At 35.9% G+C, this 20,069-nt stretch carries 17 protein-coding genes; 10 read left to right on the plus strand and 7 right to left on the minus strand.

The window, feature by feature from the left end; genetic code table 11:
• Positions 1–17: 17 nt before the first annotated feature.
• The 6 genes from NSS71_RS25100 to NSS71_RS25125 all read right to left on the minus strand — a co-directional run bounded on the left by NSS71_RS25100 (position 18) and on the right by NSS71_RS25125 (position 6,503).
• Complete coding sequence (locus NSS71_RS25100) at positions 18–920, minus strand: PucR family transcriptional regulator (protein WP_341152145.1); 903 nt, start codon at positions 918–920, stop codon at positions 18–20.
• A 369-nt stretch (positions 921–1,289) separates the two neighbouring features.
• Entirely contained in the window at positions 1,290–1,466 is a 177-nt protein-coding gene (locus tag NSS71_RS25105; RefSeq protein ID WP_162837586.1) for a hypothetical protein, read from the minus strand.
• A gap of 11 nt (positions 1,467–1,477) precedes the next feature.
• Positions 1,478–2,695, minus strand: a complete 1,218-nt coding sequence (locus tag NSS71_RS25110) for a YheC/YheD family endospore coat-associated protein (protein WP_341152146.1) — start codon at positions 2,693–2,695, stop codon at positions 1,478–1,480.
• On the minus strand, positions 2,692–4,056 hold the full coding sequence (locus NSS71_RS25115; protein WP_047943035.1) for a YheC/YheD family endospore coat-associated protein: 1,365 nt from the start codon (positions 4,054–4,056) through the stop codon (positions 2,692–2,694). The genes NSS71_RS25110 and NSS71_RS25115 overlap by 4 nt, the downstream gene beginning before the upstream one ends.
• Entirely contained in the window at positions 4,022–5,122 is a 1,101-nt protein-coding gene (locus NSS71_RS25120; protein ID WP_341152147.1) for a YheC/YheD family endospore coat-associated protein, read from the minus strand. The genes NSS71_RS25115 and NSS71_RS25120 overlap by 35 nt, the downstream gene beginning before the upstream one ends.
• Complete coding sequence (locus NSS71_RS25125; RefSeq protein ID WP_341152148.1) at positions 5,115–6,503, minus strand: YheC/YheD family endospore coat-associated protein; 1,389 nt, start codon at positions 6,501–6,503, stop codon at positions 5,115–5,117. The genes NSS71_RS25120 and NSS71_RS25125 overlap by 8 nt, the downstream gene beginning before the upstream one ends.
• Before the next feature lie 252 nt (positions 6,504–6,755).
• Between NSS71_RS25125 and NSS71_RS25130 the strand changes: the two genes are divergently transcribed.
• The gene (locus NSS71_RS25130; protein ID WP_047943039.1) at positions 6,756–7,112 is read left to right on the plus strand and encodes a YlbF family regulator; all 357 of its coding nucleotides are present in this window, start codon (positions 6,756–6,758) and stop codon (positions 7,110–7,112) included.
• Positions 7,113–7,244: 132 nt separating this feature from the next.
• On the opposite strand, the gene NSS71_RS25135 is transcribed toward NSS71_RS25130, so the two are convergent.
• Positions 7,245–7,445 carry an alpha/beta-type small acid-soluble spore protein gene (locus NSS71_RS25135; protein WP_047943041.1) on the minus strand — a complete coding sequence of 67 codons (201 nt, stop codon included), beginning with the start codon at positions 7,443–7,445 and terminating at the stop codon, positions 7,245–7,247.
• A gap of 280 nt (positions 7,446–7,725) precedes the next feature.
• Here NSS71_RS25135 and NSS71_RS25140 point away from each other — a divergent pair, with 280 nt between their 5' ends.
• From NSS71_RS25140 to NSS71_RS25180, 9 genes are all read left to right on the plus strand, one after another.
• Positions 7,726–8,592 (plus strand): Cof-type HAD-IIB family hydrolase, encoded by an 867-nt coding sequence (locus NSS71_RS25140; RefSeq protein WP_047943043.1) that lies wholly within the window; start codon positions 7,726–7,728, stop codon positions 8,590–8,592.
• 176 nt (positions 8,593–8,768) lie between these two features.
• A complete protein-coding gene (locus NSS71_RS25145; RefSeq protein ID WP_341152149.1) occupies positions 8,769–10,280 on the plus strand; it encodes a coproporphyrinogen III oxidase in 1,512 nt (503 codons plus the stop codon).
• A 217-nt stretch (positions 10,281–10,497) separates the two neighbouring features.
• Positions 10,498–11,796, plus strand: coding sequence for an NCS2 family permease (locus NSS71_RS25150; protein WP_047943046.1), 1,299 nt, complete (start codon positions 10,498–10,500; stop codon positions 11,794–11,796).
• Between the two features lie 180 nt (positions 11,797–11,976).
• Positions 11,977–12,876 (plus strand): ABC transporter ATP-binding protein, encoded by a 900-nt coding sequence (locus NSS71_RS25155; protein WP_047943048.1) that lies wholly within the window; start codon positions 11,977–11,979, stop codon positions 12,874–12,876.
• Positions 12,869–14,116 (plus strand): ABC transporter permease, encoded by a 1,248-nt coding sequence (locus tag NSS71_RS25160; protein ID WP_047943049.1) that lies wholly within the window; start codon positions 12,869–12,871, stop codon positions 14,114–14,116. Before NSS71_RS25155 ends, NSS71_RS25160 begins: the two co-directional genes overlap by 8 nt.
• Positions 14,117–14,246: 130 nt before the next feature.
• Positions 14,247–15,458 carry a metallophosphoesterase family protein gene (locus NSS71_RS25165; protein ID WP_144581049.1) on the plus strand — a complete coding sequence of 404 codons (1,212 nt, stop codon included), beginning with the start codon at positions 14,247–14,249 and terminating at the stop codon, positions 15,456–15,458.
• 1 nt (position 15,459) lies between these two features.
• Complete coding sequence (locus NSS71_RS25170; protein WP_341152150.1) at positions 15,460–18,456, plus strand: ATP-binding protein; 2,997 nt, start codon at positions 15,460–15,462, stop codon at positions 18,454–18,456.
• 2 nt (positions 18,457–18,458) lie between these two features.
• Positions 18,459–19,460, plus strand: a complete 1,002-nt coding sequence (gene yhaM, locus NSS71_RS25175; RefSeq protein ID WP_235850417.1) for a 3'-5' exoribonuclease YhaM — start codon at positions 18,459–18,461, stop codon at positions 19,458–19,460.
• A 160-nt stretch (positions 19,461–19,620) separates the two neighbouring features.
• Positions 19,621–19,815 carry a sporulation YhaL family protein gene (locus NSS71_RS25180; RefSeq protein ID WP_047943053.1) on the plus strand — a complete coding sequence of 65 codons (195 nt, stop codon included), beginning with the start codon at positions 19,621–19,623 and terminating at the stop codon, positions 19,813–19,815.
• Positions 19,816–20,069 lie beyond the last annotated feature (254 nt).

The following is a 20,069-nucleotide window of genomic DNA, read 5'->3' on the forward strand; positions in this document are numbered from 1 at the left end:
AATAATGGCTTTATGAGCTACTTCCCGCTAGTGTAGAATAGGCAGGCAAGATAGGTGGTGATATAGGAATGATAATTCTTTAGGTTCAAACCTGTTTTTTCTGTAAACTTATCAAGTCGGTATTGTAAGGTATTGCGATGGATAAACAATTGTTTTGCTGTATTAGTGCTGTGTCCATTGTTTTCAATAAATGTTTTGATGGTAAGCAGTAATTCTTTGTCTTCTTCAAAAATGGAAAACCATTCTTTAAATAAATCAAGTTCGTCTTCCTTCAGTCTGCTGATTAACAGGTTAGGAAGAATCGTTTCTAAGCTAAGAACGGTGGATTTCGGCATAAATGCTAAACCCTTTGAAAATAAGTTTCGTTCTTGTCCAAAAATAACCGGAATAGAACTATTAAGTTTCAGCTCTTTTCCCATGTAAAAGCAAATGGAAAAAAAGAAATCGGATTGCAATGCTTGTGCAAGAGCGGTGAAATCTTCCTCCTCTAAATATTGTGCATTTTGCTCTATTACAGCCCCTTCATTGGAGCCGTTCCAAATAATAAGACTATTTTCATGAATAAAACCATCAAATGCCGATTCAATTAATTTTCTTTCAATAGAAGCCGTATCACCTTTAATATGAAACTGGATAAAACGTACTGTCTCCATATTTTTGAAAGAGGGCTGTTCTCCGTTAAAATATAGATATTGATTCCAAGCATATTCTTCCTTTTCTAGAGTTTCATCTGGTTGGAAAAAATCATAGCAAGCTTTCAATAATTCTAGCTGAGAGCCATCAATCTCCCGTTTTTGAATCCCAATCCAATCATCTTGAAAATCAACCTTGAACCAATAGTAATCGGAAAGCTGTGATGGTGAGGGGGGGGCTGCTTGCTCCAAACTATGTTTATAATAGGCTAATAATTTATGCTTCAATAGATGGATCCCTCCGAAATTTTTTCATAATTTTATTCTATACCGTTTTATAGAAAAGGGGCAAGTGATGATGATGGTTTATGGTGAGGAAGTTTGGCTGAAAAGAGTGGTGTTTTGGCTGATAAAAGGGGAGTTTGGCTGAAAAGAGTGGGGTTTTGGCTGATAAAATAAAAGTTTGGCTGAAAAGTCCGGTGTTTTGGCTGATAAACCAAAAGTTTGGCTGAAAAGCCCACAGATTTGGGTGATAAAACAAAAATCTGGCTGGAAAATCCGTTACATTAGCTGACAAAATCTTTAAATCAATCGAATGAAAGCAAAAAAGCATCCCCTTTGCCAATAATAAGCGAAAGGAGGGGATGCCTAAACAGTTTATTCGATTAGATGAGGGGGTTCTTCTTCCGGTAGTTCTCTTGCTTCCTCCATATTTGTGTTATTTTCTCTATTTATTACTGCTCCACCTGCTAACCCTTCATTTATGATTCGATCAATATCTAAATAAGCTTTTTCTTTTCCCTCGTATGCGAGATCTTTTTTAGCTTTTTTCATGATAATCCCTCCTAAGTTTTAGGATGGGTCATCTCCTGCGATTTATTCTGAAAGGGGAAATTAGTTAATGAATAAAAAAGCTTTATTAGCTGCTGGCATCGTTTTTCTTCAATTTCTTTTTCGTCAAATAACATTGGTTTGGCATTAATCTCGAAAAGATAATACCGGCCATTCTTATCAACACAGGCGTCGATGGAAAATTCTCCGGTAAAACCATATTTTTGAGTTAACAAGATTCCACAGTGATCAACTATTTTTTGGAAAAATAAGTCATGCTCTTTTTGTTGTACTTCCTGATAGGAAAGTAATTTTCCGCCGGAAGGTATATGGGTTGTAACATTCTGCTGGGTTGATTGTCTCACCCCCACCCCAGTAAGGACATAGTGATTTTCTTCAAAGGTAACTAATAGGCGAAAATCATAGCGATTTCCATTGTATAAAGCTCCGTCAATTTCTTCTTGGAGCAAGTACTGTCTTTGGAGCCAATCTTGCTGATACTGTTCCCAGACTTGATTTAAAGTAGAGTAGTATTTGGTCTCCTCGGTTGTACTGACATGGATAGAATCGTTTTGTTTTAATCTGATACGGTAAATATTTTTCCCCTTAAAGCCTTCTACTGGTTTTAAATAAATATTTTTATACGTAAGCAGAAAATCAGCAAAGTCTTCCTTCTGCTTTAAAAGAATGGTTTTAGGCAAATGCTCTTTTAATAAGGGAGAATCACGAAATAATTGATGAAGCTCCCATTTATTAATAAATGAAGCGTTAAAAAAGGGGATTTCTTGTTCTTTCAATAAAGATACGGCTGTCTGAAAGGGTTCCTGCTTCTCTGTTTTTCGAAAAGGAACACGATTATAAACGATGTTTGGTAACGGAGTAATCGCTTTTATCCAACTGTTTCTGCTGGAACAAAATATATATCCCGTTAGTTTTTCTATCTGTAAGTTTTCAGGAGGAAAGATAACGATAATTCCTCCTGCATGTTGTTGAAGTTTTTCCTGTAGCTGTTTAAAGAGCTCTCCATTTCCAATTAATTTATTATGCTTATTTCTTGCAATCATAATTCCGATTAATGGACCAACCTTATTTTCGTGTGGGACAATTGGGAAAGCTGCATGGTTGGCAGCTGGCTTTGAAGTAGCTAAGCGCATGTTAGATGTCCCAAAAAAGTAAGTGTCCCGCGAGGCTGTGTACCAACATTCTTTTTCGGAATCATAATAAATATTCATTGGTAGATATCCTCAAGACTTTTAATACTTTGATCCATTAGGAAGACTGCGTATTCGAGTGATTTTCTGCGTGTTTCTAAATCGAATTTTCTAAGAGAAGGGTGCTTAAAAATACTTCTTCCCGGCTTTGCATTGGCTTCGAATAACCATACGCGTCCTTTTCGGTCCAATCCTAAATCAAAGCCGATTTCTCCGATGTATCCTTCCATTTGTTTTTCCAGGGCCTTACTTATTTGCAAGGAAGCCTTAGATAGTTTATTGCTTATTTCTTCGCAATTAAGATCTGTATTGGTTAATTCCTCGATTGCTTTAACCGTACCACCATTATTAAGATGAGTGGTAACACTGCCGGTGCCTGCAATTTTTGCGGCCATTGCCGTCATTTCCCATTTGCCATCTTTATTTTTATTGGTATGCACACGGAAATCAACTGATTTTTTTTCTGAACGAATTAAGTGAATACCTTGTTGAACGATATAATGAGATAAATTCTGATTTTCAAATAAGTGATTCATTAATCCTTCTAAATGATCAAATTTCATCAAGCGATTGCCCTGCTCCTCATCTTTAAAGCGAGTATAATAGCAGCCATCCTTTTTATCAAATAGTATTTGGTAGATTCCCTTACCAAGGCTTCCATTTTTAGGCTTGATATAAACATTGCCAAAGTTGCTCAGCATTCTTTCAATGACAGAAAAATTAGTGAGTGCATGGGTTTCAGGCAAATAATCGGAAATACTGTCATCCTGAAGAAGCCGTTCATAAATATCGAGCTTGTTAAAGAAGCCAGGATTATACCAGGATATAGAATATTCTTTCTGTAATCGGGTTTTAACGGTCTGGATTCGGTGGAGATTTTCAATTCGGCGATTTGGGATACGGTCATAAACGACATTAGGAAAAGGAACCTCTACTGATTTCCAGCCATCTTCATAAAATAGTCCATGAATCGTTCCTGTTTCCCAATTAATATGCTGCTCTCCAAATAGGAAAGCAATGACTCCAACTGTTTTTTGGACAGAAAGAAGTTTAGAAAATAGAATCGAACGATCTCCGATTGGGCGAACTTTAATTGTTGAAAAGCCTGAAGTGAATATGCCTACGAGTGGTCCAATATAGATGGTTTCGTCATCTGAAAATAAGTGCACATTTGAACTGCTGGAAGGCAGTAGTAAATCTTTAAAAAGATCGGAACTAATGCCTATCATATTTTTTGATTTTTTATGTTTTTTTATAGTGGCTTCTTTGCTGACGGCTCCAAATGCAATCATTTTCAAATTTTTATTTGTTTCAAAGTCCGTTGGTAAGTAGACAGTATGTTCGCTGTTAGAGATTATTTCGATAGGATATAGTTTCTTCATCTCGATTCCTCCTTTTTTCATCAGCAAGTTTAGCAGCATAAAGGATTGGGGCTTTATATAGCTTTTCACATAGATGTGGATATGCTGTCATGATTACCTTTCTCCCTGGTTTTGAATTTACATCAAGAATCCATAACGACCCATTTGGTGAAATGCCAATATCTACGCCAATCTCAAATAATGCAGAGAAGGAATTTTCTAAAATAGAAGGAAGGAGAGTAAGAATTTCCTCCATCTCTTGTTTAAGAAAGCCTTTTAATGGAAAGTGAGCAGTTTGAAACCAATCTTCAAATGGGAAAATCGACGCACCAGCACTTAAATTAGAAATAATTCTTCCTTTTTCGCCAATGCGGACTCCTTTTTCGATAATGTTCCATTCTTCGTTTGGATTTTTTTGCAGAAAAGCACGAATATCAAATGGCTGGTCTTCTTTGTTAGCAAGGGGAAGATGTGCCTGCATGATATAAGCGTTTCTATTTAAAAGCTGGTCAAGCCATTTATTAAAAGTCACCTGATCCGAAAATATTTTTTCTATTGTTTTTTCTTTTTTATCTGTTCTAACTAAGATTTCATTATTTTGCTTTCTAATAAAATAAAGTCCATTTCCTTGAGAACCATTTATTGGTTTAATAATGACGGGATTTAAGGGTTGAAAATTTATTTGTTTGGCTGATTGTAAGAGAAAAGTTTCAGGAATATATGCAGAAAGTTCTGACTCGCATAATATTTGGTATAGTTTCCATTTGTTTGGCAATCCATTGCCGAGAAAGGTAATTGTTGGCTGTTTTTTCAGCCACTGAATAATATTTTTGCATTGAATGGAATGTGAATCATCATGATAAAAGCAGCGATCATATAGAATAGAAGGAACTGGAAATTCTGCTTCTATCCAACTATCTGAATCTGGTATATATTGTTTTCCTTTTACGGTATGTGTAAAGGGATGATAAGTAGAAGGGACAAAATGATAAATAGTAAATCCGAAATCCCTTCCATATTTTGCGATTTGGTGAATGTAATGATTTTCATGGTCGAGGGATAATGACATGATCCCGAAATTATTCATCGTCTGATAGCTCCTTTAAACAAGGGGAAAAGGAAAGTGTAATAAAATATTCAAGTAAAGCTTTTGTGGATGGCCTTGTTTTTTCAATATGTTCCTCTAATTTCTTAGAAGGTTTAGAGTTTACCTCAATGATCCATAAGTGTCCCTGTTTATCCATACCGATGTCAATTCCAAGTTCACCTAAGTATCCATCTGTATTTTTATTGAGGAGATTGGCAATTTTGATTGCTAATATTTTTAATTCCTCTAATTTTTGTTCTGCATTTTCTGTATGCAGCAATTCATTTAACACAGCTTTTGCAGGCTTCATCTCTGCGCCTTGGGCAAGATTGGCAACAATTGCATTCTTTTGGGCAATCCTAGCAACGGTAGATGTTATCGTCCAGTTCCCTTGGTAGTTTTTGTGGCAAAGAATACGAAAGTCAAGGGCGCGCCCTTGCCATTTTTGAAAGTCTATTCCTTGCTGGCAAATATAGGATCTTCTCTTACTATAGCGTTCTAGCCATTTCCAGAGTTTTTTTTCTTCCGTGAAAAGCTGGCTTTTTCCTTTCTTTTTTCCAGAAGAAATGGTAGCAATAGAATTATTGTTAATGGACTCAATATGAATGATATTTCTGCCTTGGCTTCCATGAACAGGTTTCACATAGAGAACTGGAAAATGCTTTAGCATAAAGTGTAAGTTTTCAGCAGTTAAAGGCTCCGTTACCGGTAAATGGAGAGCAGCTGCTGCATCTTTAACGAGAAGTTGATATGTTTCATCCTTTGAAAAAAATTTACTATTAAAAATAGGAATTTCTTTGTCTTCTAATATTTTTTTGAGCTTCAAAAAAGAAGTACTTGCCTCTGCCTTTCGCGAATGAAGGCGATTATAAACAACATTCGGATAAGGGAATAGTTGTTTAGACCAGGTGTTATTAGCAAAAAAATAACCGTGAACGAAATCATCTTGAACATGCTGTAATCCGAACAGATAAAAGAATCCGCCTATTTGCGTTAATTCTTCCGTCAATTCCTTGCATAGATGTTGAATAGCAGGAAAAGAAATATCCTCTTTATCGTCGTTCACGTCTGTTAATATACCAATAACAGGGCCTAAATGGATTATTTGATTCTTGTGATAATAGGGCAGAAGATAGGTGTTGATTTCTTTAGGAATGGGCCAGTTTTTTTCTAAATCTGTACTAAAAACAATATCTTGTTTTTCAAGAGAATGTGTTTGTACATTTACTGGAATAAGCATTTTAGCTATACATACATAAACGGCATCATGGAGATCCACTTGTAAAAATTTTAATAAAGAGGGACTGATTGCAATAGATAATCCTTTTAGTGTTTTTTGAAAATCATCTTTTTTTGTTAGTTGCAAAAATTTCAGAGTCATCCAGATTCCCCATTTGTTTTCAAGTTATGAAGAGGCAATACGGATATTCGCCTATTTTGGTGCTGATATATCTTATGAAAGATGAGCAGAGTTGTGAAAGACATAGGAAAAAGATTTATCGATTAGATGGGAAGAACAGCTTATATAAGTTTTTAGAAGCTTTCTTGAATTTCTGAAATAGAGGTATTTCTGGTATTATGATGCATAGTTTGTTATAGTGGAGTCAATTGTTAATGAAAAGGAGTTGTTTAAATGGCAGTAAATTTACATGATCCTGCTAATGCTTTAGAGAAAGCGATTCGTCAAAGTGATGAATATACAGAATTGAAAAAGATGTATGATACGGTAAATGGAGATCCTTCTGCGAAAGCAATGTTTGATAATTTCCGTAATATTCAATTACAGCTTCAGCAAAAGCAAATGTCTGGTCAGGAAATTACACAAGAAGAAGTAGAACAAGCCCAAAAAACAGTAGCACTTGTTCAACAACACGAAAGTATTTCGAAACTGATGGAAGCAGAACAACGTATGAGCGTATTAATTGGTGAATTGAACCAAATCATCATGAAACCATTAGAAGAGCTTTATGGTCCTGCTCAACAACAATAATACTGGCAAAACTCCTCTACTTTTAGTAGGGGTTTTTTTTTGTAGCGGGATGACGTTTCTTTTTGCTATTTTTATAAAACAAGAGGACGGCATGGCGCCGTCCTCCATTAGCCAAATTTATTTAATTATTACTTAGAATCTGCTGCCGCCAAGTTGTTGCTCAGCCATTTGTACTAATCTTTTAGTGATTTCGCCACCAACAGAACCGTTAGCGCGTGAAGTAGTTTCAGCTCCAAGGTTTACTCCAAACTCTGATGCAATTTCATATTTCATTTGATCCAATGCTTGAGATACTCCAGGAACTAATAATTGATTTGAATTGTTATTTGCCATGATGAATGTTTCCTCCTTGAGTAATTTAATTTGTGTTACGTTTATTATTTTAAAAAAAATGACCTATTTTATTCAAAAAAGTAAAAAGAAATTTTTTCCATAGAGATGGATACCAGAATGGATTAGATTTTACTATCTAACAACCAACCCTCACATTGCAAAATCTTACTAGAATAAATCCATACATCTTTTGTTTAATCTTCCCTCAAAAGTTCTATTATGCTTGTTTTCTACATAAATGATATATAAAGACAATACATCGAAGAAATGGGGGAAATTTATGATATATCGCTTACTAGCTTTAAATATCGATGGTACTCTCCTTCAATCAAATGGGCGCTTAACAAAAGCGACGAAAGAGGCGATTGAATATGTACAGCAAAAGGGAATTTATGTAACGCTTGTAACCGCAAGGAGCTTGCCCTCTGCGAAAAAGGTGGCAAAAGCGTTGAAATTAAATAGTTACATCGTGGCACACGAAGGAGCATTAGTGGCCAATCATGAAGATGATACTATTTTTGTTAAACGAATCGCAGAAGACCTTACATCAGATATTGTCCGATTCTTAGAAGGATTCATATGCCAAATTCGTTTAGTGCATGAAAAATTCTCACTAGCTAACAAATCAAAACTCCATCATAACATGCTTGCAAAAACGGTCTTGTCGTCTGGAGATCCAGTCTTTTATTCCCACCAATTTGTCGATGTTTTAAGTGATGTTTTATTAGAAGAACCAGTAAGTCCGCCCAAAATGGAAGTTTATTTTGAAGAGAAAAAAGACTGCCAGGATGCAAAAGAAGTGCTTGAAAAGATGTTTGACAATATCCATATTGTTCAACATAATGAGCTGCGTCTAGATATTTTACCAGCTGGTGTATCGAAACGAAGCGGGTTGTTACTTTTAGGGGAGAAGCTTGGAATAAAGAGCAGCGAAATGGTTGCCATAGGAGACGGCTTAGACGATTTAGAGGTAATTGAAGCAGTAGGTCTTGGTGTGGCAATGGGAAATGCTCCAAATCAGTTGAAAATTGCGGCTGACTGGGTAACGAGATCTAATGATCAAGAAGGGGTTGCTTATATGGTCAAGGAACATTTCCGTAAACAGCATCCCATTGATTTTTTGCGCAAGATGAATATTATAAAATAGCTATTATTTATATTTTTATAGAGGAGAAGTCATACGGAGACTTCTCCTGTTCCCTTTTTTCGAATAGCTAACAGAAAGTCTTTTGACCTTTCTAGTTATTTTTTTTACACTACAGTATAATTGGTTAAATAAAGCATGATAATATTTCAGAATAAAAGGTGAGTTGAAAAATAACGATGAAACAAATATATATAAAAGGGTTAACAGATGAACGTTATATTAGGCCGTTAGAGCACATAGGCAATTTGTTTTTTGAAGATACAAAGGTGCTTTATAGGGAACCAGAAGAAAAGGCAGACCTTCATGTTGAGTTCGAAACAGAAATTATTGGACATGAATTTATCGTAAAAGGCAAGCTCAAGGAATTAAAAGAAGAAACTATATGTAACGGCCATGCAGATCTTAGTCAATTAACGGATAAAGAAATATTTAAGCAAATGAAAAAAGCCATTTCCAAAAGTTATTTATTAATGCTGCAAGAGTATACAGGTATGGTGCAGAAATGGGGGATTTTAACGGGCATTCGCCCAACAAAACTTCTTCATCGTCATATGCAAAAGCAAACACCGATAGAAGAGGCGCATCAATCTCTTCGTGAGGAATATTTAATGTCCGATGAAAAAATCGAGCTCATGCAGAAAATCATTGATCGCCAACTAGCAGTGATTCCTGATTTATATGATTTGAAAAAAGAAGTAAGCATCTATATTGGAATTCCGTTTTGTCCGACAAAATGTGCTTACTGTACGTTCCCAGCGTATGCCATTAATGGACGACAAGGCTCTGTTTCCTCCTTTTTAGGCGGTCTTCATTATGAAATGGAAAAGATAGGGGACTGGCTGAAAGAAAAAAATATTAATATAACAACCGTCTATTATGGTGGAGGGACACCAACAAGTATTTCAGCCGAAGAAATGGACATGCTTTATGAGCGTATGCATGATTCTTTTCCAAATGTAGAAAACATTCGTGAAATCACGGTTGAAGCAGGCAGACCGGATACGATTACGCCAGATAAACTGGAAGTGTTAAAAAAATACAATATCGATCGAATTAGTATTAATCCCCAATCGTATACACAACAAACCTTAAAAGCGATTGGCAGGCATCATACAGTAGAAGAAACAATTGATAAATATCATTTAGCACGTAAGCATGGCATGAATAATATTAATATGGATTTAATTATTGGACTTCCAGGTGAAGGTGTGGAGGAATTTCAATATTCTCTTGATAAAACAGAAGAGTTAATGCCTGAATCACTGACTGTTCATACCCTGTCATTTAAACGTGCGTCTGAAATGACGCGTAATAAATCCAGATACAAGGTAGCAGATAGAGAGGAAATTCAGGAAATGATGAAGATGGCGGAAGAATGGACAGAGAAACATGATTATGTTCCTTACTATTTATACCGTCAGAAAAATATTCTAGGAAATTTAGAGAATGTCGGCTATTCGAAGAAAAACCAGGAAAGTATCTATAATATTATGATGATGGAAGAACTGCAGACGGTTATTGGTGTAGGCTGTGGAGCGTCCAGCAAGTTTATTCATCCTGTTACGGGGAAGATTACCCAATTCTCTAATCCCAAGCATCCTAAAACATATAATGAAAGTTTCGTGGAATATACAGATAAAAAAATTGCTTTGTTAAATGAACATTATTCATTAGAAGCATCTAAATAAGGATCATTAAAAATCTATTAGAACTATTTCCGTTCTGGTAGATTTTTTTTGTTTCTGTGGTTTATTTTCGTATGGAAAAGAAAGACTGGTGTCAAACTAATAAAGGTATTTCACTAAATTGCCATTTTTCGATCGAGAAAAATAGTTGCTTTTTGCAGTAAAAACGAATAACATAGATAATGTTGTTTTTAAATGTTCGTTTTTTGGAGGTTCTTTCATGTTTAAGTTAAAGGAAAATAATACAACTGTGAAAACAGAGTTAATGGCTGGATTCACAACTTTCTTAACAATGGTTTACATAGTAGTAGTCAATCCAGGAATTTTAAAAGAAGCAGGAATTCCATTTGACCAAGTATTCCTAGCAACCATCATAGCAGCTACTATCGGGACATTGTGGATGGCTTTATTTGCAAACTATCCTATTGCTATTGCACCGGGTATGGGGTTAAACGCATACTTTGCTTTTTCGGTTGTTGGAAATAATAACGTCGATTATACGGTAGCACTGTCTGCAGTATTTGTTGCCGGTATTATTTTTGTTATCTTGTCATTAACATCATTTAGAGAAAAGTTAATTCAAGCTATTCCAGATAATTTGAAACATGGAATAACAGCTGGTATTGGTTTATTTATAGCATTTATCGGGTTGAGACAAACGGGAATTATTGTTGCCAATCCAGAAAATCTAGTTGGACTAGGAGATCTTCAGTCTCCCACTGTTATAATCGCCCTTATTGGTTTAGCTATTACGATTGTTCTGTTTAGTCTGAATATGAAAGGTGCGTTATTTATTGGGATGATTGTAACAAGCATTATCGCTTACTTTACTGGTTACTTATCCTTTGAAAATGGAATTATGGCAAGCCCGCATTTACCAGAAGGCCTTATCATTAGCAATCCAATTTCAGCATTTGGCGATGTTATTCAACATGGATTGTACGCTGTCGTTTTCTCCTTTTTATTGGTAACGATTTTTGATACCACTGGTACGATGATTGGGGTGGCTGAGCAAGCTGGATTAATAAAAAATAATAAGCTTCCAAAAGCAAGGCAGGCACTTCTTGCTGATTCACTTGGAACATCTGTTGGCGCAATGTTTGGGACAAGCCCAACCACTGCTTTTATTGAATCGACATCAGGTGTTGCAGCAGGCGGCCGTACTGGTTTAACTGGTGTTACAATTGCGGTTTTATTTATTATTTCTGCCTTTTTTGCTCCTTTAGTGAGCAGCATTTCTGGTTTATCTGCTATTACAGCTCCAGCCCTAATAATTGTAGGAAGCTTGATGATGGGGGCAATAAGTGATGTGAAATGGTCAGAGTTTGATGAAGCATTCCCAGCCTTTATAGTCATCCTAAGCATGCCGCTTACATCAAGCATCGCAACAGGAATTGCTCTTGGATTTATCTCTTATCCATTATTAAAGCTAGTAAAAGGAAAGGGAAAGACGGTTCATCCACTCGTTTACGTATTTGCCGTATTATTCCTTTATCAATTAGTGTTTTTACCACATTAAAGAAAAAAGCTGCTGCTAGAGACTCAATGGAGTAAACAGCAGCTTTTTTTATGAAAATCAACATAACTCCGTTCTATTCCACTAAATGTTTAAGCATTTTGTATTTCCTACAAATAATAGCCAATATTCATTGAAACCTTTTACTGTTCTATTCGTATAAAAGAGTGAGGAGGGGATTTTGTGTCATTAGAGCTAAGAAACGTGACAAAAAAATTTGGTTCGTTCACAGCAGTAGATGATTTATCTATTTCGATTCCTGAAAATGAAATGTTCGGCTTTCTTGGAGGAAATGGAGCAGGAAAGACGACAACTTTTCGCATGATTTTAGGAATATTAGAAAGTACAGCAGGACAAATAACTTGGGATGGTAAGCCGATTAATTACTCAACAAGTCCATATATTGGATATCTGCCGGAAGAGCGAGGTCTATATCCAAAACTAAAAGTACGAGATCAGCTTATCTATCTAGCGAGACTTAGAGGCATGGAAAAAAAAGCAGCATTAAGTGAGCTAGAATATTGGCTAAACCGCTTTAAGGTTCCTGAATACATGGATAAAAAAGTTGAGGAGCTCTCCAAAGGAAACCAACAAAAAATTCAATTTATTAGTGCTGTTTTACATAAGCCTAAACTACTAATTTTAGATGAGCCATTCAGTGGGTTAGACCCAGTAAATGTGGAGCAGTTAAAAAGTGCTGTAGTAGATTTGAAAAATAAAGGAACAAGTATTGTTTTCTCTAGTCACCGGATGGAGCATGTCGAGGAATTATGCCAGCATCTATGTATCATGCATAAAGGAAAGCCTGTTGTTCATGGCTCGCTTAAGGATATTAAGAGGAGCTTTGGGAAGAAGAATGTAACCATACATGCAGATTTTGATTTGACACATTTAATTCGCTATCCAGGCGTATTAAAATTAAAAGAAACAGCAGAAGGTGTTTCTCTGCAAATTGAAGGAGAAGAAGTTGCGGAGCGAATCTTAAATGATATAGTTGGAAAAGGCTTTATTCGCAAATTTGCATTAGAAGAGCCTTCTTTAAATGATATTTTTATCGAAAAGGTAGGTGCTTCTCTTGAATAGTTTTTGGGTTATCTTATTTCATACCTTTTTAAGTAAGTTCAAAACGAAATCATTTCTAATTACAACGGCTATTACTTTAATATTTGTGGTTGCACTAACAAATATTACTACCATTATCGATACTTTTTCTAGTGATGAAGGAAAGACGGAAGTAGCCGTAATTGATCAAAGCAATTCTTTATTACCAGCAATTCAAGAGGCGACAGAGACGTTAAATGAAGATTTAAAATTAGTTGCTTATAAGGACAGTGAAGAAGCAGCTAAACAAGAAGTAGAAGAAGGAAAGTATAGTGGCTTACTGATAGTGGATATGGATGAAAGTAAATTACCTATAGCGACTTATTATACAATGGATATTGCAGAAACAACTATTTCTGATAATATTACCAACAGTATTCAAATGGTTAAAAGTCAATTAGCAGCGAATCAACTCAATTTAACGAATGAGCAGCTTACGAAATTGAATGAACCTGTTGCTTTTGAAAAAATTGCTCTTGAGAAAGATGCAAAGACAGAAGAAGAATTAAACCAGGCTAGAGGGTTAGTCTATGTTCTCTTATTTTTAATATATTTTGCCGTTATCCTATATGCCAATATGATAGCGACAGAAGTGGCGACTGAAAAATCATCCCGAGTAATGGAAATCTTAATTTCAAGTGTATCTCCAATTAAGCATATGTTTGCCAAAATTCTTGGAATCGGATTATTAAGCTTAACACAGCTGGCGATATTGATGCTTGTAGGTTATTTTTCATTAACTCGCAATGAAAGCCTAGGTTCGGTGGAAGGATTTCTCGGATTTAGCGAGGTGCCAGTAAGCACCATTATTTATGCAGCTATCTTCTTTATTTTAGGTTATTTCCTATATGCCACTCTGGCTGCATTGCTAGGTTCGCTTGTAAGTAGAATTGAAGATGTGCAGCAAATGATAACGCCAATGACATTATTAATTGTGGCCGGATTTATGATTGCGATGTTCGGATTAAGCGCACCTGATACCACTTTTGTAACAATTACTTCTTATATCCCATTCTTTACACCAATGCTTATGTTTATGAGAGTAGGAATGCTGAATTTGCCAGTTTGGGAACCTATTTTAGGAATTGTTGTTTTAGTGGCAACCATTATGATTCTTGCTATTTTTGGTGCAAGAGTATATAAAGGCGGAGTTCTTATGTACGGAAAATCTAACTCTTATAAAGATATTAAAAAAGCCCTGCAGCTAACGAAAAAAGAATAATTCGGAAAATGCCTCATAATAAGTGGGGCATTTTTTATTATCCAAAAACAAGCAGCAAATAAGGATAAGAACGTGCATTCGTATTTTTAGCATGGTAGAATAGAAGCAAATAGTTTTAGGACGTGAGAGTATGGGAATATCCTTTATACATTGTGCAGATTTACATTTAGACAGCCCCATGGTTGGATTGAAGAATTTGCCTACAACAATACATAACAAACTAAAAGAAAGTACGTTTACTGCATTTAAAAAGGTTATTGATGCAGCCATCAGCAAAAAAGTAGACTTTATAATTATTGCCGGAGATATATATGATGGGGAAGATAGAAGTATAAAAGCGCAAATTCGCTTTCGAAATGAAATGCTTCGCTTAGAGGAAGAGCAAATAGAAGTGTATCTGATACATGGAAATCATGATCACTTAAATGGAAGCTGGGTACAAATAGAATTGCCTCCTAATGTTCATGTTTTTCCATCAATGGTAACAGTAAAAAAATATGTGAAAAATAATTTATCGGCGAATCTCTATGGGTTTAGTTATGAAACAAGACATATTAAAGAGCGAAGAATTGATGAATACGAACGAAGCGATGAGGCGCATTTTCATATAGGGATTTTGCATGGCAATTTAGAGGGATCGACTGAACACAGTGCCTATGCTCCTTTTCAAGTGAGGGATTTGCTTGCTAAAAAAATGGATTATTGGGCATTGGGACATATCCATAAACGGGAATTGTTAGAGTCTGTTCCCCCGATTGTCTATCCAGGAAACATACAAGGAAGACATAAAAAGGAAACAGAAGTAAAGGGATGCTACTATGTGGAACTAAGCGATGGGGATGCCAGCTTAGAATTTATCCCAACATCAGAAGTGATTTGGAAGAATGTGAAAATAGATGCCAGCTCTGTCCATACCTTTGATGATTTATACAAGCTCTGTCGGAAAGAAATGGATGCAATAGGAGATAGGAAATATTCTTACATTATTTCACTAGAGATAGAGCAACTGCGCTTACAAGACTCTTTTCTAGCTTCTGATTTATTGGAGATCCTTCAGCAAGAGGAGATAGAGGCAGACTTCTTTGTCTGGATTAACTCGATAAAAGTACAGGAAAATATAGAATGGTTAAAAGAGAATTTGTTAAGGGAATCGGCATTTTATGAAGAATTATTTGCTGTAACAAAAGATTTCGAACTAGTGAATGAAGCAGTTGCACCTTTATTTCAGCATTCAAAGGCCCATCGCTTTTTAGAAGAGCTTACAGCTGAAGAAAAACAAGAATTAGCAGAAGAGGCAGAAGATTTACTGCTGACAATGCTTGTGAAGAGGGGAGGCAGCTAATGTGGAATTAAAGAAAATAACGATTTACGGATATGGAAAGCTAGAAAATATAACGTTTTCCATTAACTCCCCCATCCATGTGTTTTATGGAGAAAATGAGGCAGGAAAATCGACCATTATGAGTTTTATTCATAGCATCTTATTCGGCTTCCCAACAAAACAGCAAACAGAATTACGCTATGAGCCAAAGCTGCAGCATAAATATGGCGGGAAATTAGACATCTATTTTCCAGAATTCGGACTAACAACAATCGAACGCGTAAAAGGAAAAGCTACAGGGGACGTGACAGTTACTTTAGAGGATGGGAGAAGAGGACAAGAGGAGCTTTTAGATGAACTATTAGCAGGAATCGATAAAGCTCTCTATCAATCAATCTTCTCTTTTAATTTACACGGATTGCAAAATGTCCAGCAATTAAGAGGAGAAGAGCTGGGACGATTTTTGTTTTCCACTGGTGCTGTTGGCTCTGACCGCTTATTGAAAGTAGAAAATGAGCTTCAGAAAGAACTAGATATACGCTATAAGCCTAGCGGGAAGAAGCCTGTCCTTAATGAAAAACTGCAAGTTTTACGAGATAAGCATAGCCAATTAAAAAGTGCAGAGAAGGATAATAATCAATATGAACAATTACTTGCAAAGAAAAGAAAGATAGAACAAGAAAGACAGCTGACAGAAGCAGATTTAAAAAAAGAAGAGCATGAAAAATGGTTATTGGAAGAATGGATGAAAATTAGGGGAATGGTCCGCGAGCAGGAATTGTTAGAGCAAAAATTAGCTGCTTACAAGGACTTCAAGTTTCCTCAAAATGGATTAATTAGATGGGAAGCATTGAAGGAGAAATTGCTTTCTGTAGAAGCTGAAATCCGGCATATAGAAGCACGGATGGAAGAAATGGAAAAAGAAATAGCAAGCATTCCTATACAGGAAGAACTTCTTATCGCTGAAAATAATATCTTACTTGCCGTAGAAAAGTTCCCCGTGTATGAACAATTACAAAATCGGCAGACGCAAGTTGAAAATCAAGTTAATAAGATAGAAGAAGATATTGATAGTTTAAAGAGTAAGTTGCATCTACCGATTGAAGAAGAAATATTATTGAGGGAAAGTAATACAAGCATCTTTATAAAAGAGCAATGTGCACAAGCAGCCTCTAAGCAACGGAGATTAAAAGAGCAGAAAGAAGAGCTTGACGAGCGGCTGAAGGATGAGCAAACAGCTTTAGAATCTTTAGAAGAGGCAGTAAAGGAGAATAAGCAGAAGCTCTTGCCAAAAGAAGAAAGAGCTAGATTAGAAGAACGTATAAAAACAGAAAATCAATATAGCTGGAACAAGGAAAAGGCAGAGTTACTTTCTAGAGAAATAAATCAATTGGAAGATCAGAGGAAGTTAGAAGAGAAACGCTTGAAGCATAATACAATGATAACTAGTGTTTTAACGCTGTTTCTTCTACTGGCTGGAGCGGGAGCTTTGTTTTTTGAGCAATGGTTCATAACCGTTATTTGCATCGTTGTATGTGTTGTTTATGTGTTATTTTTCCTGTCTGGAAGAAAATTGGCTAAAAACGAAATCAGCAAAAAAGAGAAGAGATTAGTGCTTATTAAGGAAGAACGGGCTCAGTTGGTCGAAAGCTTTGAAAAAGGACAAGGCATTTCTCGTTATGAAGCTCAGAGGCTTGAAGAGGATACAACGAGAAGAGAGAAATTCACACAGCTCCAATTTAAATTAGAGCAGCAAAATGAAAGTTATGAGAGAGTATTAGAGGGATTTGAAAAGTGGGAAGGGGATTTTCTTTCCCATCAGAAGTTGTTAAGACAATTGGCCGATGAACTTAAAATTCCATATGAACTTGCGACACAACAAATATATGATGCCTTTTTATTAATTGAAGAATGGAAAGGAAAGGATAGAGAAAGAAACTCTTATCATCAAGAACTGGATGAGATTCATCGAGAGCGTGAGGAAATTATTAGCAAAATCAGCAATTTCTTCAAACAGTTTATGGAAGATGAGAAAGATACCATTGCTAATATGTGCTACCGTTTAAAAACGGCACTAAAGGAAGAAAAAAAGAAAACGGATCGAAAAGAAGCATTACGGACAAAGCAAACAGACCTATCAGAGAATCTGGATAAATATCAAACAGAGTATAATCGCTATGCAGAAGAAAAGACTGCTTTATTTTCCCTTGCAGGTGTTGCGGATGAAGAGGCATTTCGTGAAAAAGCCATCTTGGAAACGGAGAGAGCTAAATATAAAGAAAGACTTGCTGCGATTAATGTTCAATTAGAAATGACTAATATATCAAAAGAACATATTTCATTGTATCAACAAATTCTAAATCCCGAGCTGCAATTAGAGGAAAAGAAAACGAAAATGGATAAATTAGCATCTCGCTTACAGGAACTCGTAGAAGAGGCAGCTGCAATTAACTTTACCATTTCTAGAATTGAAGGCGGAGGGACATATACAGATTTATTGCATTCCTTTAAACAAGCTCAGTCGGAGTTCAAGGAAGATGTGAAAGAATGGGCAAAATTTGCTGTAGCCAAACAACTGTTAGCGAAAACCGTTGAACAATATAAACAAAAACAGCTGCCTGCTATGCTGCAACAGGCAGAGGAAAATCTTGCTTTTCTAACGGAAGGGAAATATATTCGGATAGTTCCAAAGGAAGAAGGAGCTGGGTTCTTAGTAGAGAGTCAGCATCATCTTTTTTATGAAGCGAAGGAATTAAGCCAGGGAACGACCGAACAGCTTTACTTATCCATTCGCATTGCTTTGGCGCAAACATTTTATAAAAGCTTTTGTTTTCCGTTTATTATTGATGACAGCTTCGTTAATTTTGATGAAAAACGTACAGAAAAAGTAATTCAATTACTGCAGAAATGTAAAGAAAATCAGCTGATTTTCTTTACTTGTCACCGTCATCTACTAAAATATTTTCCCGATGAAAGCTTGCATGTATTACCAGCAGAGGAAAGAGAAACAAGCTTATAAAGATGGAAGGACTTCGTGCTATACTAAATAAAGAGAAAGATAAAGGAGAGAGTGAGTTGGAGAAAAAAGGAGTACTTCAGTATGAAGTTGGGGAGCAATTTGAATCTTATTTATTAATAAAGAATGCAACAAAGGCTATTGCAAGTAACGGAAAACCGTTTATGACGCTTATTTTTCAAGATAAAAGTGGAGAAATTGAAGCAAAGCTTTGGGATGCTACAGAAATGGATGAGCAAAGCTATCGCCCGGAAACGATTGTTAAAGTGAATGGAGATATTCAAAGTTATCGTGGAAAACTGCAATTAAGAATTCGCCAAATTAAGGTGGCATCAGGAGAAGAGGGCATTCGATTGGCTGATTTCCTTGAAACAGCGCCCTTAACAACAGATGAAATGTTAAGTAAAATTACACATTACATTTTTGAAATGCAGAATCCTAATATACAAAGAATAACAAGACATTTAGTAAAGAAGCATCAAGAAGCGTTTTTGCAATATCCAGCAGCAACGAAAAATCATCATGAATTTGTTTCTGGATTAGCTTATCACGTTGTTAGTATGCTTGATTTGGCGAAGGCGATTGCCTCTCTTTATCCGAGCTTGGATAAAGATTTGCTATATGGAGGGATCATTCTTCATGATCTAGGCAAAGTAATTGAATTATCTGGTCCGATTTCTACTTCTTATACTTTGGAAGGGAATTTGCTTGGACATATTTCTATTATGATTAATGAAATAGGAAAAGCAGCAGATGAATTAGGGATAAGAGGAGAAGAAGTAGTAATACTTCAACACTTAGTATTATCCCATCATGGGAAACCTGAATGGGGAAGCCCGAAAGCGCCGTTAATTAAAGAAGCAGAAATCTTACACTATATTGACAATTTAGACGCCAAAATGAATATGCTAGATCGTGTGTTAGATAGAGTGAAACCAGGTGAATTTACGGAAAGAGTATTTCCGTTAGAAAATCGTTCTTTCTATAAGCCGACATTCCATAAATAAAACTAAGGAGGAGTTCCCATGGGTTCTCTTCCTTTTTTGTGTTGGGAGATTCTAATATAGTTAACTTCCAGCTAGATAAATTAGGTTCAAGGGAATAATCTAGTTTTCCTAGCATAGGATGAAATAAAAGATAGAAATTACTAGAAAGGGGAAATTTTCAATGCTAGGAATTCCACTTTGGGTTGTTCTTGTATTAGGAGGAATAGCGATTAGTGCCTTTATGGCGGTTAAAACCGGGAAAGAGGATAGAGCAGCAGAAAATGAAATAATTGAACGAGAAGGAGAGGTATATATGAAAAGGTTAGAAGAAGAGAAAAAACGTAGAGATAGGGAAGAAAGAGTATATGAAAATTAAATGGCACGTAGATATTTTAGAATTATTGAAATAGAGAAGATTGGTGCATCCTTTTAGGGAAAGCGGCTGGAGATCTCCAAAAAATTCAGATTATGTGTAGAAAGTAGTTGCTTTGATCTTGTAAGACTTGGTCGAAGTTAATAAGGACATCTTATGGAAATTAGAAGATGATAGGTGGGAATAAGGCCTGAAGGGTTACTTATTTAATATCACAAAGGATGACATGTATAAGATTCGTTCCTAACCAGGGGTTC

The sequence above is a fragment of the Niallia sp. FSL W8-0951 genome (assembly GCF_038006525.1).
GTDB classification, from domain to species: Bacteria; Bacillota; Bacilli; order Bacillales; family Cytobacillaceae; genus Niallia; species Niallia circulans.